Annotated in this window: 16 protein-coding genes; 11 read left to right on the top strand and 5 right to left on the bottom strand. The window is 45.1% G+C overall.

Annotated features, from left to right (window positions below):
* Window positions 1-82 precede the first annotated feature (82 nt).
* Window positions 83-3,697, top strand: a complete 3,615-nt coding sequence (gene recB / locus CAG58_RS04130) for an exodeoxyribonuclease V subunit beta (protein WP_161425834.1) — start codon at window positions 83-85, stop codon at window positions 3,695-3,697.
* Window positions 3,694-5,847, top strand: a complete 2,154-nt coding sequence (gene recD / locus CAG58_RS04125; protein WP_161425833.1) for an exodeoxyribonuclease V subunit alpha — start codon at window positions 3,694-3,696, stop codon at window positions 5,845-5,847. The genes recB and recD overlap by 4 nt, the downstream gene beginning before the upstream one ends.
* 75 nt (window positions 5,848-5,922) lie before the next feature.
* Here recD and CAG58_RS16795 read toward each other — a convergent pair whose 3' ends face one another.
* Window positions 5,923-6,099, bottom strand: coding sequence for a hypothetical protein (locus CAG58_RS16795; protein ID WP_004395889.1), 177 nt, complete (start codon window positions 6,097-6,099; stop codon window positions 5,923-5,925).
* Window positions 6,100-6,350: 251 nt separating this feature from the next.
* Entirely contained in the window at window positions 6,351-7,688 is a 1,338-nt protein-coding gene (gene argA, locus CAG58_RS04120; protein ID WP_161425832.1) for an amino-acid N-acetyltransferase, read from the bottom strand.
* Between the two features lie 235 nt (window positions 7,689-7,923).
* Here argA and CAG58_RS17090 point away from each other — a divergent pair, with 235 nt between their 5' ends.
* The 4 genes from CAG58_RS17090 to csdE all read left to right on the top strand — a co-directional run bounded on the left by CAG58_RS17090 (window position 7,924) and on the right by csdE (window position 10,909).
* Window positions 7,924-8,331: a DUF2850 domain-containing protein gene (locus CAG58_RS17090; RefSeq protein ID WP_040904658.1), complete on the top strand. Its 408-nt coding sequence runs from the start codon at window positions 7,924-7,926 to the stop codon at window positions 8,329-8,331.
* 71 nt (window positions 8,332-8,402) lie between these two features.
* Window positions 8,403-9,506 (top strand): murein transglycosylase A, encoded by a 1,104-nt coding sequence (mltA, locus tag CAG58_RS04110; protein WP_161425831.1) that lies wholly within the window; start codon window positions 8,403-8,405, stop codon window positions 9,504-9,506.
* 87 nt (window positions 9,507-9,593) lie between these two features.
* Complete coding sequence (gene tcdA, locus CAG58_RS04105; RefSeq protein WP_004395886.1) at window positions 9,594-10,403, top strand: tRNA cyclic N6-threonylcarbamoyladenosine(37) synthase TcdA; 810 nt, start codon at window positions 9,594-9,596, stop codon at window positions 10,401-10,403.
* Between the two features lie 74 nt (window positions 10,404-10,477).
* Complete coding sequence (gene csdE / locus CAG58_RS04100) at window positions 10,478-10,909, top strand: cysteine desulfurase sulfur acceptor subunit CsdE (protein WP_161425830.1); 432 nt, start codon at window positions 10,478-10,480, stop codon at window positions 10,907-10,909.
* Between the two features lie 2 nt (window positions 10,910-10,911).
* On the opposite strand, the gene CAG58_RS04095 is transcribed toward csdE, so the two are convergent.
* A complete protein-coding gene (locus tag CAG58_RS04095; RefSeq protein WP_158144216.1) occupies window positions 10,912-11,511 on the bottom strand; it encodes a DJ-1 family glyoxalase III in 600 nt (199 codons plus the stop codon).
* The gene (gene panE, locus CAG58_RS04090) at window positions 11,511-12,398 is read right to left on the bottom strand and encodes a 2-dehydropantoate 2-reductase (RefSeq protein WP_161425829.1); all 888 of its coding nucleotides are present in this window, start codon (window positions 12,396-12,398) and stop codon (window positions 11,511-11,513) included. The genes CAG58_RS04095 and panE overlap by 1 nt, the downstream gene beginning before the upstream one ends.
* A gap of 227 nt (window positions 12,399-12,625) precedes the next feature.
* On the opposite strand from panE, the gene CAG58_RS04085 reads away from it, so the two are divergent.
* A complete protein-coding gene (locus CAG58_RS04085; RefSeq protein ID WP_161429840.1) occupies window positions 12,626-14,617 on the top strand; it encodes a bifunctional metallophosphatase/5'-nucleotidase in 1,992 nt (663 codons plus the stop codon).
* Between the two features lie 156 nt (window positions 14,618-14,773).
* On the opposite strand, the gene CAG58_RS04080 is transcribed toward CAG58_RS04085, so the two are convergent.
* Window positions 14,774-15,556 (bottom strand): nucleoside-specific channel-forming Tsx family protein, encoded by a 783-nt coding sequence (locus CAG58_RS04080; RefSeq protein WP_161425646.1) that lies wholly within the window; start codon window positions 15,554-15,556, stop codon window positions 14,774-14,776.
* 325 nt (window positions 15,557-15,881) lie between these two features.
* On the opposite strand from CAG58_RS04080, the gene CAG58_RS04075 reads away from it, so the two are divergent.
* From CAG58_RS04075 to CAG58_RS04060, 4 genes are all read left to right on the top strand, one after another.
* Complete coding sequence (locus CAG58_RS04075; protein WP_161425647.1) at window positions 15,882-16,475, top strand: LON peptidase substrate-binding domain-containing protein; 594 nt, start codon at window positions 15,882-15,884, stop codon at window positions 16,473-16,475.
* A 251-nt stretch (window positions 16,476-16,726) separates the two neighbouring features.
* A complete protein-coding gene (locus tag CAG58_RS04070; RefSeq protein WP_004395879.1) occupies window positions 16,727-17,311 on the top strand; it encodes an RNA polymerase sigma factor in 585 nt (194 codons plus the stop codon).
* Window positions 17,308-17,976, top strand: a complete 669-nt coding sequence (locus tag CAG58_RS04065) for a ChrR family anti-sigma-E factor (protein WP_161425648.1) — start codon at window positions 17,308-17,310, stop codon at window positions 17,974-17,976. The genes CAG58_RS04070 and CAG58_RS04065 overlap by 4 nt, the downstream gene beginning before the upstream one ends.
* Before the next feature lie 412 nt (window positions 17,977-18,388).
* Window positions 18,389-19,483 (top strand): porin, encoded by a 1,095-nt coding sequence (locus CAG58_RS04060; RefSeq protein WP_161425566.1) that lies wholly within the window; start codon window positions 18,389-18,391, stop codon window positions 19,481-19,483.
* The last annotated feature ends 12 nt before the right edge of the window (window positions 19,484-19,495 follow it).

The following is a 19,495-nucleotide window of genomic DNA, read 5'->3' as shown; positions in this document are numbered from 1 at the left end:
AGCTTACGTTTAGATCGTTATTGGGGTTTCGTCTTACATCGGTGTGCTGGTACACACCTGTGCATTCAAAGGTTAACGAGTTATGAGTATCTCTTCACCAGCGGTGGTGACACCGTTAGATCCGCTTACTTTTCCATTGCATGGCGCGCGATTGATTGAAGCATCGGCGGGAACTGGAAAAACCTTTACCATTGCGGCTTTATATTTACGTTTGCTGCTGGGCCATGGCAATGCAGACACTCGTCATCCAACGCCGCTGACGGTTGATCAAATTTTGGTGGTGACGTTTACCGAAGCGGCAACCGCTGAATTGCGCGATCGCATTCGTCAGCGGATCCATCAGGCGCGAATCGCTTTTTTACGTGGTTCTAGTGATGATCCCGTCATTCAAGGTTTGTTGGCCGATTATGCCGATCGACCTGGGGTCGCAAAAGTATTACTGCAAGCCGAACGACAAATGGATGAAGCCGCCGTTTATACGATTCATGGTTTTTGTCAGCGGATGCTGACGCAAAATGCCTTTGAATCAGGAAGCCGATTTAGTAACGAATTTGTCACCGATGAAAGCCAGTTGAAAGCGCAAGTCGTGGCCGATTATTGGCGTCGTCAGTTTTATCCATTACCATTGAACCTGGCGGCCGAAGTCCGTCGTTTGTGGCCTTCGCCACAAGCCTTATTGGATAAAATTGGTGGTTATTTAACGGGGGCTCCGCTAACGCTATCGGTTGAAGCCATGAAGGGTGATTTAACGGCACTTTATCACGATGGCCTATCACGGATTGCTGATTTGAAACAGCAATGGTTGGCGTCATGTCGCGATCTCCCTTCATCGATTCAAGACTCTGATTTACATGCCGCGACTAAAAAAGCGCTATTAACACGGCTAGAGTTGTTGAATGTGTGGGCAAATCAGCCTCACCATCAGTTCGATTTACCCAGTGAATTATCAGACTTTGCTCAAAGTGCGCTGGAGGCTAAAGCTAAAAAAGGCAATCCCCCCCAACATGCTCTGTTTACGATTATTGAGCAGTTTTTACAAACGCCGATCAGTTTAGCTGCGCCATTATTGGCCCACGCGATCCTCCATTGTCGAGAGCGGCTCGCTGAAGCCAAAACGCAAAAACAGTGGTTATCGTTTGATGATCTGTTAACTCAGTTATCGGCGGCGATTGATCACGATCAGCTTGGTTTACTGACTGAGCGGATTCGCACACTTTATCCAGTGGCGATGATTGATGAGTTTCAAGATACCGATCCGCTGCAATACAGCATTTTCAGCCGAATTTATCTCCCCAAAGCAGAGTGTGGTTTATTGATGATTGGCGACCCGAAACAGGCGATTTATGGTTTTCGAGGGGCGGATATTTTTACGTACATCAAAGCTCGTCAGCAGGTCAGTGCGCATTACACGTTAGGCACTAACTGGCGCTCTAGTGCGCAGATGGTGAGCGCGGTTAACCAGTTATTTAGCTCATCTGCTAGCCCTTTTATGTATGATCAAGACATTCCGTTTTTGCCTGTTGCCGCTAGCCCGGATGCGGATAAGCGACAATGGTTACTTAACGGGCAGAGTCAACCGGCATTAACTTACTGGCTGCAAGAGGCCGATAAGCCACTTCCAAAAAATGAATACCTATCCTGTATGGCTAAAGCGTGTGCGAGTCACATTCAAACCATTTTGAGTGCGGCGCAGCACCATCAAGCGTATTTTGAAACGGGCAAAGGCCAAAAAATAGTTCAAGCTGGCGATATTGCTGTGTTAGTGCGTACGGGTAACGAAGGGCGGATGATCAAACAAGCGCTGGCCGAACAAGGGATTGCCAGTGTTTATCTTTCAAATCGTGATAGCGTTTTTAGCAGTGATGTCGCGCAGGATCTCCAACGCCTATTGCAAGCGGTATTAACCCCAGACGATGATCGTACTTTACGCGCCTGTTTAGCGTCGCCCTTATTTGCTTTCGATGCTGCCAGCCTAGATGCACTCAACAATGACGAAGTGGTTTGGGAAAACGCAGTCAATGAGTTTAAAGCCTATCGACAACTGTGGATTGAACGTGGTGTATTGCCGATGCTGCGCAGTGTGATGAGTAAGCGTCATCTCGCCGAACGTTGGTTGGAAGAGCAGAATGGCGATCGTTTATTGACGGATTTCATGCACATCGGTGAGCTACTTCAGCAGGCACGACAAGAGATAGAGAGTGATCACGGCCTGTTGCGTTGGTTGGCTCAGTCGATCAATGATGCCGAGCAGGGGATCGGCGGTCGAGATGAGCAGATTCAACGTTTAGAGTCGGAACAAAACTTAGTACAAATCGTCACCATTCATAAATCGAAGGGATTGGAGTATGACTTAGTCTTTTTGCCATTTGTGGCTGGCTATCGAGAGGCCAGCGAAGGTAAGTATTATGATTCAGTCAACGATCAAACCGTGCTCGATATTACTGACAGCTCGGCAGCGCTTGAGCAAGCGGATAAAGAACGGCTGGCTGAAGACCTGCGCTTGATCTACGTAGCCTTGACTCGCGCGGTGTATGGTTGTTTTATTGGCTTGGCACCGCTGCGTAATGGCCGCTCGACTAAAGAGCCGACAGGCGTTCACTTAAGTGCGATTGGTTATTTACTGCAAAATGGTCAAGAGGCAGGTATTGCCGAACTCCATTCGGCGCTTAACGCGCAAGTAAGCGATGCTATTGTGGTCACCGCTCCTCCGCCACCACAGAGCGAACCCTTCACGGCGTTGGTGGCTGAGAAACCGATCTTGAAAGCTCAGACTTTGCATACGCATATCGATCGCCATTGGCGTTTGACCAGTTACTCGGCGTTGGTAAAACATTCGAGCAAGCTGGCTTATGATGAGGCGAGCTTGGAAATATCCGGTTTTGATATCGATTCGGGCGATGAACAGCATCAAGCTCTATTACTGGAACCAGAACGCTCTATTTTTACTTTTCCCCGCGGCGCGACACCGGGAACCTTTTTACACAGTTTGTTTGAAGAGGTTGAGTTTACCGAATCGGCCAGCAGCGATGAGAATCAGCAACGAATCATTGAATTGATGGAACGAGAGCACATTGAGCTTGAGTGGTTACCGGTTTTACAACAGTTAGTTGATACCGTATTAGCTACGCCGCTCGATGGAAAAGCATTACGCTTGAATCAAAAAACCGCCCAACAACGATTGGTGGAAATGGAGTTTTTATTACCGGTCGAAGTGCTGAGCGCTCCCGCTTTAAATCGAATAATTCAACGCTATGATCCCTTGTCCGCTAAGGCTGGGGAACTGGGGTTTTATCCTGTACAAGGCATGCTCAAAGGTTTTATTGATTTGGTATTTGAACATCAAGGTAAATATTATTTGTTGGATTGGAAATCCAATCATCTCGGAGATGAGATCGGTGCTTATCATGGTGAGCGTTTAAGAGCGGCGATGGTCGAGCATCGTTATGATCTGCAATATCAGCTTTATGCATTAGCGCTGCATCGATTTTTGCGTAGTCGTCTCGCCGATTATGATTATCAGCGTCATTTTGGCGGTGTGTATTATCTATTTTTACGCGGTATTGATGGTCAGTCTGAACACGGTATTTTCTTTAATAAACCAAGTAGTGAACTGCTGGATGAGATGGACAGATTGATGGATGGAGAAGCCACTCATGTCCGAGCGACGAACGCTGGACAAATGGAGTTGGATTTATGACTGGTTCACTAATGACACTACTGGAACCCTTAGCCGAAAAGGGGGCGCTACGCCAACTGGATTATCAATTTGCGCGATTTATTGCTCAAAAAAGCAGGTCTCAATTAGGCGATGAAGATAGCCAAGCGCTCGGTTTTATTGCCGCGCTGGTCAGCGCAGAGTTAGCTAAAGGGCATATTTGCTTGCCACTGTTTCGTGAACAGGCAACGGCTACTGAGTCATTACTCTTAACTCCGGCTGATTTCAGTGCCAAGTTAGGTTTATTTGGTGATGCGGCGCTGGTGGTTAATCAGCAGTTGCAAGCCATCGATTGGCTTGGGGTTTTGCAGCGTTCGAGTTTGGTTGGTCAGCAAGGGGAAGCGGTCCCGTTAATGTTTGATGGTCAGCGTCTTTATCTGCATCGTTATTGGTACTATGAAGTGACCTTAGCGCAGCGTTTACTCAGCTTTGGGTCACCAATGAGCTTAAAGCCTACTGATGTCCAAAAGCTGAAAGCATTGCTCGATGGCTTATTTGCTCGTCAATACCATCGGTTGCTTGAGGCTTTGCTGGCACAGTCCGCCATGGCGACCCCATTAACTCGCCAACAGCTGGTGTGTGACTTTCTGGATGTGGTGAGTCCGCAAGAATTGGATTGGAGTGCGATTGATTCTGTAGTCAGCGCAGCTCGTCACGTGAAAGATCTGATCCACTTAGATACGCTGATCCCGCAACAGGCTTGTATTAATTGGCAGAAAGTGGCGGCCGCGGTGGCGCTTACGCGTCGTTTTGCGGTGATATCCGGAGGGCCGGGGACGGGAAAAACCACCACGGTAACCAAATTACTCGCCGCGTTAATCGCTCAAGCTCAGCAAAACGGTAGCATGCCTAGTATTAAGCTTGTTGCGCCGACTGGCAAAGCCGCAGCACGTTTAACAGAGTCAATTGGTAAAGCCGTGGCTGAGTTAGCGGTTGAGCCGGCGCTAAAAGCCGCGATCCCTAGTGAATCAAGTACGTTACATCGATTACTCGGTCCGATCCCTCACAGCGTGGAATTTCGTCACCATCAGCGCAACCCGCTGCATCTTGATATTTTAGTGGTGGATGAAGCTTCGATGGTGGACTTACCCATGATGGTGAAACTGATCGAAGCATTGCCTAAACACGCCCGTTTAATTTTGTTAGGTGATAAAGATCAATTAGCGTCTGTGGAAGCGGGAGCGGTCTTGGGCGATATCTGTTCGTTTTTGGCCTTAGGATACAGTCGTTCGCAAAGTGAACAACTGTCGGCATTAACCGGCTATCAAGGGTTCATCGGACATTCGCAAGCGAACGTCAACCCTATCGCTGACAGTTTATGCATGTTGCAAAAAAGCTACCGCTTTGATGTACGCTCTGGCATTGGTCAGTTGGCTAAAGCGATCAATCGTGGCCAACCGAGCGCGGTCGATGAGGTATTAAAACGGGATTATGGCGACATTACTCATCATCCACTCACCAGCGACCAGTATAATCAGATGTTGCAAACAGTGGTTGAAGAGTATGGTCACTATTTGCGTCGTCTTGAGGACGTTATGATTGATCCCTCTAGCGCTGCGCTAGAAACGCAGGCCCAGCAAGCGAAAGCGGCGCTGGATTGTTTCAATCAGTGTCGTGTTTTGTGCGCAGTCCGTGAAGGGGATTTTGGGGTGAATGGCTTAAATCAACGCATCGAGCGAGCACTCGCGGCGCGTCGCTTGATTGATCTGCAAGATGAGCTTTGGTATCACGGCCGACCCGTGATGGTCACTCGTAATGATCACAGCTTAGGGTTATACAATGGCGATATTGGTTTATGCATATTAGACAGGAGTGAAGACGAACCCCGTTTGAAGGTCTATTTTGAATTACCGGATGGCAGTGTAAAGGCGATTTTACCGAGCCGCGTCCCTGAACATGAAACCGCCTATGCCATGACCATACATAAATCCCAGGGCAGTGAATTTGACCTAACGTTACTGATTTTACCGCCTGATTTTAGTCCTATTTTAACTCGCGAGTTGATCTACACTGGAGTAACTCGTGCGAAAAAACGATTAATCCTCTTGAGTGATTTACCGATCATGAAACGCGCGGTTCAGTTAAAAACGGAGCGTGCCAGTGGTTTAGTGGCTAAATTAACCGTCTCTTAATCCGTTATCGCGAAAGGTCAACAGACCCTCGGCTTACCGTCCACAATCTGCATCATAAAGGGTAAGCCAAACGCGCTAAAAGGCATGAGTAAAGGTAATGTTTTTGATTTTATAGCGGCTTTGAGAGCTCAGGATAAAAGCACGAAGTTGGTCGCTGGTTGGAAATACGCAGTGTACTGCGTGACCTTCAAGGAACTGGTTATCGGCCATATCCCAAAAGCTTTGTAATGAGTTACAAATAACAGTTTTCATCAATTGTTGCTCTTAAGTACGTGTGGTCGTAAAAGCAATCCTTGCATACCGATGGTTAGGTCGTACCCTCAAGCATTGGTTTCCTGAAGCATTGAGGGTATGGATGAGATCTGTATATTAATTATACAGATCTCATCAGGAGGCGGATTCTACCCATAATCTACACAGAAATAAAGCGTTCATTTACTGTGCAATGAATATGCAGTTCGTTGCTATTTTTTGGGGCGCGCCGTACCTTGGCTATTCTTGGACTATAAACGCAAGACTAAAATCTTTGAGCGACGTTGGTAGTTATATAAACTTTGTTTAGCCACTGGGAGGGATTCGACCCCGACCTCAATAAAGCCTTGTTCTCTAAACCAATGCAAGCTGTGGGTAGTTAATACAAATAAACGTTGAATGCCCATTTGTTTTGCTTGATGTTTCATATGGTTGAGTAACAGTAACCCTCGATTGCCATCACGGTATTCAGGGTGAATAGCCACACAAGCCATTTCTGCCATTTTTTCATCAGGATAGGGGTAAAGAGCGGCGCAGCCGATCAGTAAGCGATCTTTTTCAATAATGGTAAATTTATGAACTTCTTGTTCGAGTTGTTCGCGAGAGCGGCGCACGAGAATACCTTGCTCTTCCAATGGACGAATCAAATCAAAAATACCACCAATATCATCAATGCTCGCCTGACGGACTTGTTCGGCACTCGCCATAACTACTTGAGTTCCAATGCCATCAAAAGAGAACAATTCTTGAATCAGTGCGCCATCGTCTTTGTAGCTGATCAAATGGCTGCGTGGTACGCCAGCTCGACAAGCGGCAATCGCCGCGCGCAGAAAACGTAAGGTCCCTGTTGGGTCCTCACTTTTTGCAACAGGACATGACTCTAAACGCTCGACAATGTGTTCGACTTCACTGGGTAACAGCTCGGCAATCGCATTGCCCTGCTCATCAATAATGCCTTGTTCAGAGCAAAAACCGATTAACTTATCAGCTTTGAGGCGAATCGCGACTTGAGTCGCGACCTCTTCGGATAGCAGATTAAAACATTCGCCAGTGACTGAGCTTGCGATAGGCCCTAGTAACACAATCGATCCATGCTCAAGGGTACGATTAATACTGTCAATATCGATGCGACGAATACGACCGCTGTGGCAATAGTCGACACCATCGTCTATACCTAATGGTTGAGAGATAACAAAATTACCACTTACGACGTTAAGTTGGGTGCCAGCCATTGGCGTATTATTGAGACTCATGGATAATTGAGCAGTAATCGCTAGTTGTAATTGTCCAGCGGCTTGCATAACCAACCTTAACGCTTCTTCGTCAGTCACGCGAATACCTTTATGGTAGGGGGTGGTTCGTTGGTGAGTCTGCAAAATTTGATTGATTTGTGGACGAGCACCGTGAACCAATACTATTTTAACGCCAAGGCTATGCAGTAAAGCTAAATCGCTAATAATATTAGCGAAGTTTTTATCTGCTATTGCCTCGCCGCCAATCATGACCACCATGGTTTTACCGCGATGAGCGTTAACATAAGGCGCGGATTGTCTAAATCCTTTTACTAAGGCTGTGCTACGAATTTTCACTTTATCATACCGAAGTGTTTAAATATGTCTAAATAATGACTTTTTATTCATCCATTAACAAGCGGTTTTATCGATAATAGGGAGATTTTTTGTTATGGGTTTAGTCAATAAAAAGATTTAGCCATCTCTTGGGGTGTCGTTGCGTAGTTCTACGCTAACGTCTCTAAGGGAAGTGATAAACGAGAGACTCTTATTGGTTAGGTTTGGAGTCACTCATTGATGAGAGAAGAAGAAAGTGAACACGAATTCAACCCGTAATAAAAAATGGTTAGAGCGAATCTTAATCCTCGCGGTAGTACTGGGCGTCTCGGTGGTTATTTTGCTGTATAGCCAAGTGTTTAATCGCCTAGCAGACTCTTTTTCACCATCAAAAAGTGATATTTATGGATTGTGGATAGAGCAGAATGTCGCGCCGTATGCCGCGCAAAGAATTTATGTCCAAGCGGATGCGATTATGATTGATGGACGTATGGTGACAACCCATTATGACTTTAACGGGCGGCATTTGAGTTTTTATATCGGCGATCAAAAGATGGAATATCGGATGCTCAATGATGAATACACAGAAATGCGGCTAGTCTCCAAAGCGCATTATAACCCGACGTTTCAATTGTCAGGAAAGCATCAAAAAAACCTTCGTTAACAATTCAGCCATTGCGCTTCACTGTGGAGTTTGTCATGCTTTTTGATGAAACCCAACATGGATAACTCCCAGTGATAAAACGATTATTTTCTTGTGCTACGTTAGCGCTTCTGTTTGGCTGTGCTCAGCCAACTGACCGCGCGCAACAATATACTGATGATCAATTTCCTGACATTTTAAATCAGGTAGAGCAGCTCCATTCCAATACCCCGCGTGATTTTTCTAAGTTTGCCGCACAAAGTGAGCAAGTGGTGATTAATTCGCCTTCTATGGCGGCGATCTATCAACCTTTGTATGAAAAGCTTAATGAGTGGGCGATGCAAAGCGGCGATCCCGCTGATCTGGCGCAATTTGGTGTGCAAACCGCGCAAATGGGCGGAGGCGATAAACGAGGTAATGTTCTTTTTACGGGCTATTTTTCACCAGTAATGGAACTGCGCCATACCGCCGATGAAGTCTATCGTTATCCGGTGTACGCTCTACCGGATTGTAGCGATAACTGTCCAACCCGAGCAGAAATCTACGCAGGTGTACTCGCTGGGCAAGGCTTAGAAATTGGTTATGCCGCCAATTTGATTGATCCGTTTATTATGGAAGTACAAGGCAGCGGTTTTGTTCATTTTGAAGATGATGACACGCTCGAATACTTTGCTTATGCCGGTAAAAATAATAAAGCCTATGTCAGTATCGGTCGCATTTTAATTGAACGAGGTTTGGTTGAGCGCGCCAATATGTCATTAAAAGCGATTAAAGAGTGGGTGCTAGCGAATGATGAGCCGACGGTACGCGAGTTATTAGAGCAAAACCCTTCTTATGTCTTTTTCCGCCCCAGTGCTGCCGCACCTGTCACGGGTAGCGCGGGTATCCCTCTATTACCGATGGCTGCGGTGGCAGGCGATCGATCCATCTTACCGATGGGCACGCCTATTTTAGCTGAAGTTCCTTTATTGAATGCCGATGGAAGCTGGTCAGGGGTTCACCAATTACGTTTATTAATCGTGCTTGATACCGGCGGCGCTGTGAAGCAAAATCACCTCGATTTGTATCATGGCATGGGGTATCGCGCTGGTATTGAAGCGGGGCATTATAAGCACTTTGGCCGAGTATGGAAGCTGGGGTTAGAGAACTCAGCGACACAAGCGCCTTGGGCTTTGCCACCTGAAAAACGACAATAACACGACACAGCCTAGACTTTTTTATCAAGAGTGCGTATAAATCGCACTCTTTCTTTTTGCCTCTTTTATACAGTGTGGATGCTTGTTATGCGTGAACTCGATACGCCTGCCTCAGACAATTACAATCAGCGTTTTGGCGGTACTCGCCGCTTGTACGGTGATAGACAAGTGGAGATCCTCCGTGCCGCTCATGTGTGCGTAATTGGGATTGGTGGTGTTGGTTCATGGGCTGTGGAAGCTCTGGCTCGCTCTGGTATCGGCGAGCTGACATTGATCGATATGGATGATGTCTGTGTCACCAATATTAATCGTCAAATTCACGCAATGACGGGCACGATAGGCAAAAGCAAAATTGAGGTCATGGCTGAGCGAGTGACATTGATCAACCCTGACTGTAAGGTCAATTTGATTGATGACTTCATCGACTCGGACAATCAAGCTCAGTACCTTAATAACCAGATGGACTATGTCTTAGATGCGATTGATAGTTTATCCGCTAAAGCTTCTCTGTTGGCTTATTGTCGCCGTAATAAAATCAAAGTGATTACTATTGGTGGTGCTGGAGGTCAGACCGATCCGACCCAGATTAAAGTCGCTGATTTAACGAAAACCATTCAAGATCCTTTAGCGAAAAAGCTGAAAGATCGCTTGCGTCGTGATCATCATTTTCCAACTAATCCGGCACGTAAATTTGCTATTGAGTGCGTGTTTTCTACCGAGCAACTTAAATATCCTCAAGCCGATGGTACGGTGTGCGCCGCTAAATCAAGCGCGGAAGGGCCTAAGCGTATGGATTGTGCCACTGGATTTGGCGCTGCAACTGTGGTCACCGCAACCTTTGGTTTTGTCGCGGTTGCCCGGATCATTGATAAACTTATCCAGAAACATTCAGCGTAAATATCTGCAGCAATTGAGTCAGTTGCTGCAGTGTCGAGACCTTTAACTCATCATTCGTTGCGGAGATATTATTGATGTCCAGTTTGCCTAACCATCCGTTTGGTCTCACTATTACTGATGCGCACATTCTTGCCACTATGCGGTCATTACAAGGTTGGGAAGCGCGTTATCGGCAGCTGATCCTCTGGGGTAAGCAATTGCCTGTTATGGATGAGAGCTTAAAAAGTGATCAAGCCGTTGTCGCAGGATGTGAAAGTCAGGTCTGGTTAGTCAGCGAGCAAGATGAACAGGATGGCTGGTTATTTTGCGCCGATTCCGATGCGCGTATCGTACGTGGCTTGATTGCTGTGGTTTTAGCCGCATTAAACGCCAAAACTGGTGAGCAGATAGCGGCTTTTGATATGGATGCGTATTTTTCCGATTTGGGATTACTTGACCATCTCAGCCCTTCTCGTGGTAATGGCCTGAAGGCGATTGTCGAGAAAATACGCACAGAAATTGTCTAAGGCTACGCTTCTTCCTGTTTATCATAATGCAATTGCGGCAGTGGGATCAGGGGGAGCGCAACCTCTTTGGCTCGTTGTTTGCCTGAAAGTTGAGCAATAATTTCAATCGCAAATTCCAGTGCTGTGCCTGGCCCTTGGCTGGTTAAGAGATTGTGATTAACGTCAAAGGTGACACGACGATTGCGCCAGCGTTGCTCTGGGATACGTTCTTGTAAGCTGGGATGACAAGTCATGATCGCCTTTGGATAGAGTTGGTGATGTTCTAACATCACGGCAGGGGTTGCACAAATCGCCGCGACTAAACGGCCATCGTATTTCTGCTGTTTGACGATTTCCACCAGTAAGGTGCTGTCGCGAAACACTTCCGCTCCGCCAAGGCCGCCCGGTAATACCACCGCTGCAAATTCTTCATCCGCTACATCCACTAACTTACAATCAGCGGTTAAGGTCACGCCGCGTGAGGCTTTCATTGTCAATTGGCCAGAAAAATCGGCACTGGCAACAATCACTTCATAGTTGGCTCGAACCAAAATATCAATAATCGTTATTGCTTCCATTTCTTCGGTTCCGGGAGCGATAGGAACTAATATACGTTTGGTCATTAAGGTATCCAACGTTGTTGTAGTGAATGAATATGTTGATAAAGGCTCTGGTTGACTGGTACGGCTAAACTGTGTTGAGCCGCTTTTTTTATGACATAACCAGTAATAAAGTCTATCTCGGTTGGCCTTTGATGGGCAACATCTTGTTGCATTGATGAGTAATTTTGACTTGTTGCCTCAATAACGCGATCAATAGATTCGGTGAGTTGTTGTAGTTCGATTGGCACTTGTTCGGCTCGCATAACGCTCACCAGTTCATTAATTAACTGATTGAGTAATGGTCGATAGTTAGCGTCCGCTAACTGCCCATTGCGACAGTTCTCGATTGCTGTGAGTGGATTAATCGCGCAGTTAATTGCTAGCTTGTGCCATAAGGCATAGCGAATATTGTCTGTCCATAAAACGTGCGGTAAAGCATGGTTGAGGACATCAACCAAAAAATCACAGCGCTCGCCTTGAGCGTTGACGGCGCCTAATTGGGTGGTGCCTTGTCCGGTATGCATAACATGATGTGCGCCCTGTTTTAACGCCCCATGAGTGGTGGTTGCCATCAATAGTGGGTAATCAGAGAGCGGCTCTGTGAGTGTGTCGAGTGCCCCCATCCCATTATGAATAAACAGTAATATAGTTTGTGGAGCAAGCTTATCGAGCAAAGGAAGCAAGGCGGTTTCTACTTGCCACGCTTTAACACAAACGAGCAGTAAGTCAGCCTGTTCAAGAGTCGCTGGTTGATTATAAGCGAGAGTGATCGGCGGCAGATCATCCAGAATAAGGCAACGCTCTCCCGCTGGCTGGGTTCCCCATAAAGTGACTTGATGGCCAGCTTTATGTAATTGATAAGCCCATAAACGTCCGATTGCACCAGGGCCTAATATAACGATATTCATCAAGTTTACCTGTAGTTAGGGCGGATGATGCTTGTTTGCTTATAGTAGCCGATGATGGCGATAAAAAACGAATCGGCAGTCAGCGCTAGTGGACCAATTAATCATTTATTCAAACCTTGAATAGAACGGCTGAACTAAATAATCCCTGCGATATCACGGAATTTTAATGTTTTTTCCGGTAAATTACAGCGGCTCTGTGACTTTAAGCAAAATAAGGAAATAAATTTATGCGATTTAATCGTGCCATACTCGCCAGTACCATCGCCCTTGCGTTATTAGGATGCAGTCAAACAGATAAAGAGAGTGCCGAACAAGCGGCCTTTGAACTGACTATTGCCCATATTAATGATACCCACTCCAGTTTTGATGCGGTTCGTTCAAGCTTTTATATCAATCAACAGCGTGTGTACAACGAATTTGGCGGCCATCCACGCATTTTATCCAAAGCCAATACCTACCGTGAACAAGCTGAAAAAAACAATCAAAGCATGCTGTTTTTACATGGCGGTGATGCGTGGCAGGGTAGTGCGTACTTTAAATTGAATGAAGGGCTGATGAATGCGGATATTCTGAGCCGAATGGGTATCGACGCCATGGCGCTAGGTAACCATGAATTTGATTTAAATAACCAAAAACTGAATGCATTTTTAGATCGGATCAACTTTCCCGTTCTTGCTGCTAATATTGATACTAGTTTAGATAAAGATTTAAAAGATCAAACCAATCTAAAACCTTATGTCGTGTACGCGTTCGATGGTTATACGAAACAGCGTTTTGATGATATGAGCCAATTACCAACCGATAAGCCGTTGGTAGGGGTTTTCGGATTAGCATTGGATGATATGCCTAATATTGCTCCGAATACTGGAGACGTTCAATTTTTTGATATGGTTGAATCTGCGCAAGCGACCGTCGATGAACTGCAAGCACTGGGTATTAAGAACATCATTGCCGTCACCCACGTCGGTAATGCGATTGATTTAGACATTGCCAGTAAAGTGAATGGGATTGATTTGATTGTTGGTGGTCACTCTCACTCACTATTGGGCGATTTTACTAACCTAGGTTTGGGCAATAACGGTATTTATGCTCAGTTAGTCACTAACCCGAATGGCACCAGTAAAACTTGTGTCGTTCAAGCCGGAGAGTTTGCTCAAGCGATTGGTAAAACGACGGTCGCGTTTGATAGTGACGGCGAACTGATTTCGTGTGCTGGCCATAATACTTTGCTGACCAACGACGAGTTTTACCATCAAGCTAATCGTCAGCAAGAGAGTGCCTTTAGCGACGATGAACGCAGTAAAGCCCTCCGTTTTATTGAGCGTCAGCGTAACATTGCAGTAGCCGCCGAAGAAGCCGCACTGCGTGCTCATATCGATAGCCAATACAAGCCTGCGGTTGAGAAAGCGTATGGTGATGTGATCGCTAATGTGCCACAGGAAATTCGCCATGCTCGACGTCCAGGTGATAATAACTCTGATCAACACGGCTCGCGAGTCGCACCGATTGTTGCATTGGGACAATATTATTGGGCAGCGAGCGATGAAGTGGTGCAATTGACAGGAATGAAAGCTGACTTTGCACTGACCGGAGCCGGTGGCATTCGCACCAATATTGCTGAAGGTGAATATCGTGAAGGGGACGTGACGTTAGAAATGTTGCCTTTTGCTAACTTTATGTCGATTGTGCCAGTGAAAGGTTCGGTGATTAAAGCATTGATCGAGAAAACCGTCAGTGAAACGTTGCCGCCTACCGCTCATGCAGGGAAATTCCCGTATGGCGGTAACTTGCGTTATGTGTTTGATGAAACCGTTCAACACCAAGCAGGGACTCTCAGTTTAATTGAAGTTAATACCGGTACATTGAATGAGCCAATCTGGAGCCCATTAGAGGATAATAAAATCTATAATGTGGCGATGAATAGCTACAACGCGACCGGTAACGATGGCTGGACACCATTATTTGAAGCGCAAAAAGAGCAATCTGGTCGAGTCGATTTTGCTTATGTCGATGGTAATTTGACTGCTTTCCCAGTCAGTCACATTGAAGAAGTAGGCGGACGCTATCAAGTACACTATCAAGGTCATGAACTCAATTGTAAAGCGGATAATGTCGTATGTAATACTGATGCGCGTGCTGTGGTTAAGTATATCGCAGAACAACAACCTGTATTGGAAGCGCTGGATTACCCAGTCGTGACCTTGAATCGAGTTAATTAATTGTTATCCTGGTTAAGCAAAAAATTGTGATTATTAAAGCGGTTCTTTAGATGAAGGACCGCTTTTTATTTTTTGCTCGATACCGTCAAAAAATCAGTGCGACTCAATAAAAAAGGGAGAAGCCGATGCTTCTCCCTTTTGCTGAATAATAAATGATTAGAATTTGTAGGTAACGGCTACGTAGTGGCCAAAGCCGCTTGATTTGAATGCACTAGAGTCTTTAATACCAAATACATCTTTATAGCCTTTCAGACCATAACCAACTGCGAAGCGATCGGAATGCCAGTAAATACCGTTAAACATTGCTCCACCATTGCTTGCAGATGAATATTCCTCTTTCATGCCAAATTGGTAATCAATGTAACCTTGGTAAGAGACAAATGAGCCATTTTCAAAAAAGTAGAAAGGCTTAAACCAGTTGGTAGCAAAATGGAAACCGTTCCAATCTTTATCATTTCCTTGATAAGTTGCATAGAGGTTAACGCCAACTTTACCTAGCCATGGCACCATCACATCAGAACCAAGACCGATTTTCTGATTGTTGACACCTGAATTACCACCCCACTCGATTAATGAAGCGATGTAGAGTTCTTGTACTGGGCCAAAAGAGAGATCTTTACCGGTTAACGCGTCGAGAGACATACGCGGCGCAAATTTCATAAACATTTTTTCTGCGCCAGCTTTGTCGCTACTTGGGTTACTGGTTAGGTTAAATACGTCAACATAACCATACAGGTCAAAAATACCTGAACGACCACCAAATTCCATCTCTAAGTAATCGTGGCTTGATTTACCTGGCAGTTCGTCGAATGCACCCATCAAGTTAAACTGCATCCATTTATAATCGTTTTTATGGATATCGCCGTCAGAATAGTCAGCAGCAATAACAGGAGCAGAAGTAGCAGCCATGAGGCCAAGAGCTAAAAGTGATTTACGCATAGGGGAACTCTCTTTGTTGAGTGAACTTACAAGGCTGAATGTTGTCCTTGCTAATTGCCGAGCATAATAGCGACAAATTTCTCAATTAAAAGTGATAGAGAGTGCAAAACTACTTGTTTATATTGATGCGTATCACACTATTTTATTTTTCTTAATCAGAATATATATTTTTCATTTTGTTGCATTATTAGTGTGATCTTCGTTGGTTTTGTTTGTGGGGTGGGATTTTTTAAACCACTCACAAAAGCAACAAAATCGGTAAGTGATCCCTTAACTGTCTATTTCGTAAACAGGAGAAACATCAGTAAAAATAGAGGGAGGAATAATGCAAGAAATTATGCTTTTTCCACTGAGTTCGGTTGTATTGCCTGAAGGTAAAATGAAGTTACGCATTTTTGAACCTAGATACAAACGAATGATTGCGGAATGCAGCAAAGCCAATAGCGGATTTGGTGTCTGTTTATTGGATAATAAATCTGCAGTCAAACGTCACCAGCTTTCGTACCTCGGTACTTGGGTTAAGATTGTTGATTTTGAAACCTTAGACGACGGTTTATTAGGGGTCACCGTTGTTGGCATTAAGCGTTTTTTTATTGAACAAGTACGCAGTGAGTCGGATGGGTTACGCAAAGCCACCGTCCGTTGGTTAACTAACTGGTCCACCACACCTTTGTCTGACCACCACTTATTATTGAGTGAGCAGTTACAGCTAATTTACCAACAGTTTCCGCAAGTGGGGCAACTGTATTCACATCGTTTTTTTGATGATGCGAGTTGGGTTGCTCAGCGTTGGTTGGAGATTCTCCCCTTATCAAAAGCTCAGTGGGAGGGCTTGGTCGATCATGAGAGCTGTCATCCGGCATTGTCTTTTCTTACACAGACGATTGAGATCTATGATGATTGTTCTGGTCAGGGATAGTGGGAAGCTATCGCTTTCTTTTATTGTGTGGATGATTTAATAACCACGTTTAACTTTTTAGGGATAAGAGTTGGATAAGACAAACACTAGTCTACTCTGCCCGTCTCAGCCATTTGGGTATATAATGAATCTTTCTCTAGGTATTGAAATTTCCACCATTATTCAGTCAGTGATCCACGATGACTTTACTTACGTAAGATGAGTGATTGGGGAGAAATCTCAAGCCGAGGTTTTGCAAGGACAGGTATCCTATGACGAGTCAAAATCCACAAACCTTTACCCGTGATGATTGGGCTGATTGTATGGAAAAAGTGCAGCAACAGGATAAAGCCGCTTTTGGTGTGGTGTTCCACTTTTTTTCTCCCCGTCTTAAACAGTTTGTGATTAAGCAGTTAGGCAATGAGCAGGTTGCGATGGAAATTGTTCAAGAAACCATGGCGGCGTTATGGCAAAAATCGCATTTGTTCGATAGTCAGAAAAGCTCTCTGTCAACATGGGTCTACACGATTGCTCGTAACCTCTGCTACGACTTAATGCGCAAGCAAAAGGGAAGGGAGTTGCACGTGCTTGCTGATGATATTTGGCCAACCGATTACTGTCCGCCAGATTTAATCGACCACTATTCGCCAGAGCATGAAAGACTGAAAGAGCAAGTGGTTAAGTTTCTTGATCTACTACCAGAATCACAGCAAAAAGTGGTAAGAGCTGTGTATTTAGAAGATTTACCGCACCAACAAGTCGCGGAAATGTTTGATATTCCTCTTGGGACCGTCAAATCACGTCTACGGTTAGCTGTAGAAAAACTAAGAACCTCGATCGATGCGGAGCCGTTATGAGTTATCATCCAGAATTATCATTACTTGAAGCGTATGCCCAAGGCAATGTTGATGCTTGTCATGGGATCGCTTTAGCGACACATCTTGAGCAGTGTGCTCACTGTCGTCAGGTGGTTAAAAAATTTGAAGAGCAACAAGGCGAACAACTGGTTGCGCTAGAGCAAGAGTTATCGACCGATGATTGGACTGGTATGCTGGCAGAGATTATTACGACCCCAGTGCCAAGTGCGCCAGTATCGGCCTCAGAGTCTTTACCGGTGACCATTGAGGTTAATGGTAAATCGATTGCGATTCCTGCTGCTCTGCGACGTTTGATCCCAGCCGACACTAAATGGCGCAATTTTGGTGGTAAGGTTTACTCACTTCCTTTACCCAGCGAAGATAAAGTGCGCATGAGTTTAATGTACATCAATCAGGCAGTGAGTGTGCCACAACACACCCACAAGGGCATCGAATCTACTTTGGTTTTGCATGGTGGTTTCCGTGATGAAGAGGGGCATTATGAGGTGGGTGATTTTATCCAGCGTGACGCTTCTATTTGCCACGCACCACAAACCGATGTAGGGCAAGATTGCTTATGTTTAGCCATTCTCACTGAGCCGATGATCTTCACCCAAGGTGTAGCGCGAGTCTTTAATTTATTTGGTAAAGGGATGTATCCCTAAACGAGTTTTTCGTTAACCTCTACTCTTCATGCTTCAGCCCCTAGGTTTATCCCTAGGGGCTTTTTATTTGCACTTCATGTTGTTTATTGAACCAAACTCTCTTTTTTGATTTTTTCTTGATAAAAACCAATCCAATCAATAGCAAACGTTTGCCAATGGTCACGAAATCGCTTGGTTATGAGAGCGGATTCAAATCTTTGTCAAGTGATCTTTAGCGTTAATGATGAGAATGGCATTTTAACCATATGTATTTTATTGGTTTATTTTTTGTCAATTATTTATTCGCAACTTGAGTTTTTACTCTATCGTGTTTGCTGTCACAAAATCAAAACATTGATTGAGTTAATATTACAAGCTGTTGTGATTAACCTCACGTTAAGCAATCAAGATGACTTATAGCAAGGAAAATGGCATGCGAGTAATACATTCTCGGAAATCAGCGTTGCCTTTAGCGCTGTCCGCCGTGTTTTTAGCATTATCGGCAACGAGCCACGCTGCTCGACTTTATAGCGCTGATAATGGTGATTATATGGATATGTTTGGAGAAGTGGGTGTTGGCGGATATTTTGGTAACAAAACAAAATATAAACAATACCACTCTGATGATTCTTTTATTGATGACACGTTTGCTACATTCGGATCGAAAGGCCGCGTGAGCATTTTTGATTACCGCATCGAGTTAGATTACGGGCGTGAAAATTGGCGCGGTGGCACAGGTGATATGGTATTACAGATCGATAAAGCTTGGCTTGGTTATCGATATAGCCCTTATCACTATGTGGAATTTGGTTTAACGGATACTGCATTTGATGATTATGATGCTTACGGCGATTTAACGTTTGATACCGGCGCTGAGACGGGAGAAGCGGGGGACCAAGCTAAAACCATTAAATATGAAGGTAACTATCAGAAGTTTGCCGTAGGAGTTTCTTACAGCTACAAAGGTGAATCTTCATCAGGCCAAGCTCAAGGCAATATTACTAATGGCTATGTGGGTTACTTTGGTGATGAATTCTCAATGGTCCTTGGCGCAGAGCGTCGTAATGGCTCGGCTGGAGAGTCGAAATACGGTTTATACAAATTGTATGGGCTCGGGCTGCGCTATGCAGCGACAGAGAAGTTATTACTTGGCCTAAATGGCTTTATTGAATATGAAGAAATCGGTGAGTGTACGACGACTTCCGATCCTTGGGTTGATCCGGCGATTAAAGTGTGTAATCGCTATCAAGAATTTAAGAACCAAGGCGGTTTAGCTTCTTTCCAATATAGCTTGAATGAGCGTTGGGATGTGGTTGGTTCAGTTAACTATGAAGCCTATAAAGATTGGGATAGAGGAAGTCAACAGTGGGGCGGCAATGTCGAGCTATGGGAAGCGATGGGACGCAGTCGTAGCTTCCAAACCATCGGTGTACGTTATAAACCGAGTCGTTCTTCTGTGATTGAAGTGGAAGGTAATATCGGTGAAAGCTATCAAGATGTCTATGCCAAAGCGAAAGTCTTTTTCTAATCCCGTTTTGTA

Origin of the sequence: Vibrio sp. V31_P5A7T61, assembly GCF_009904895.1 — a bacterium.
Lineage (GTDB): Bacteria > Pseudomonadota > Gammaproteobacteria > Enterobacterales > Vibrionaceae > Vibrio > Vibrio metschnikovii.
This window is presented reverse-complemented; position numbering and strand designations above follow the sequence as displayed.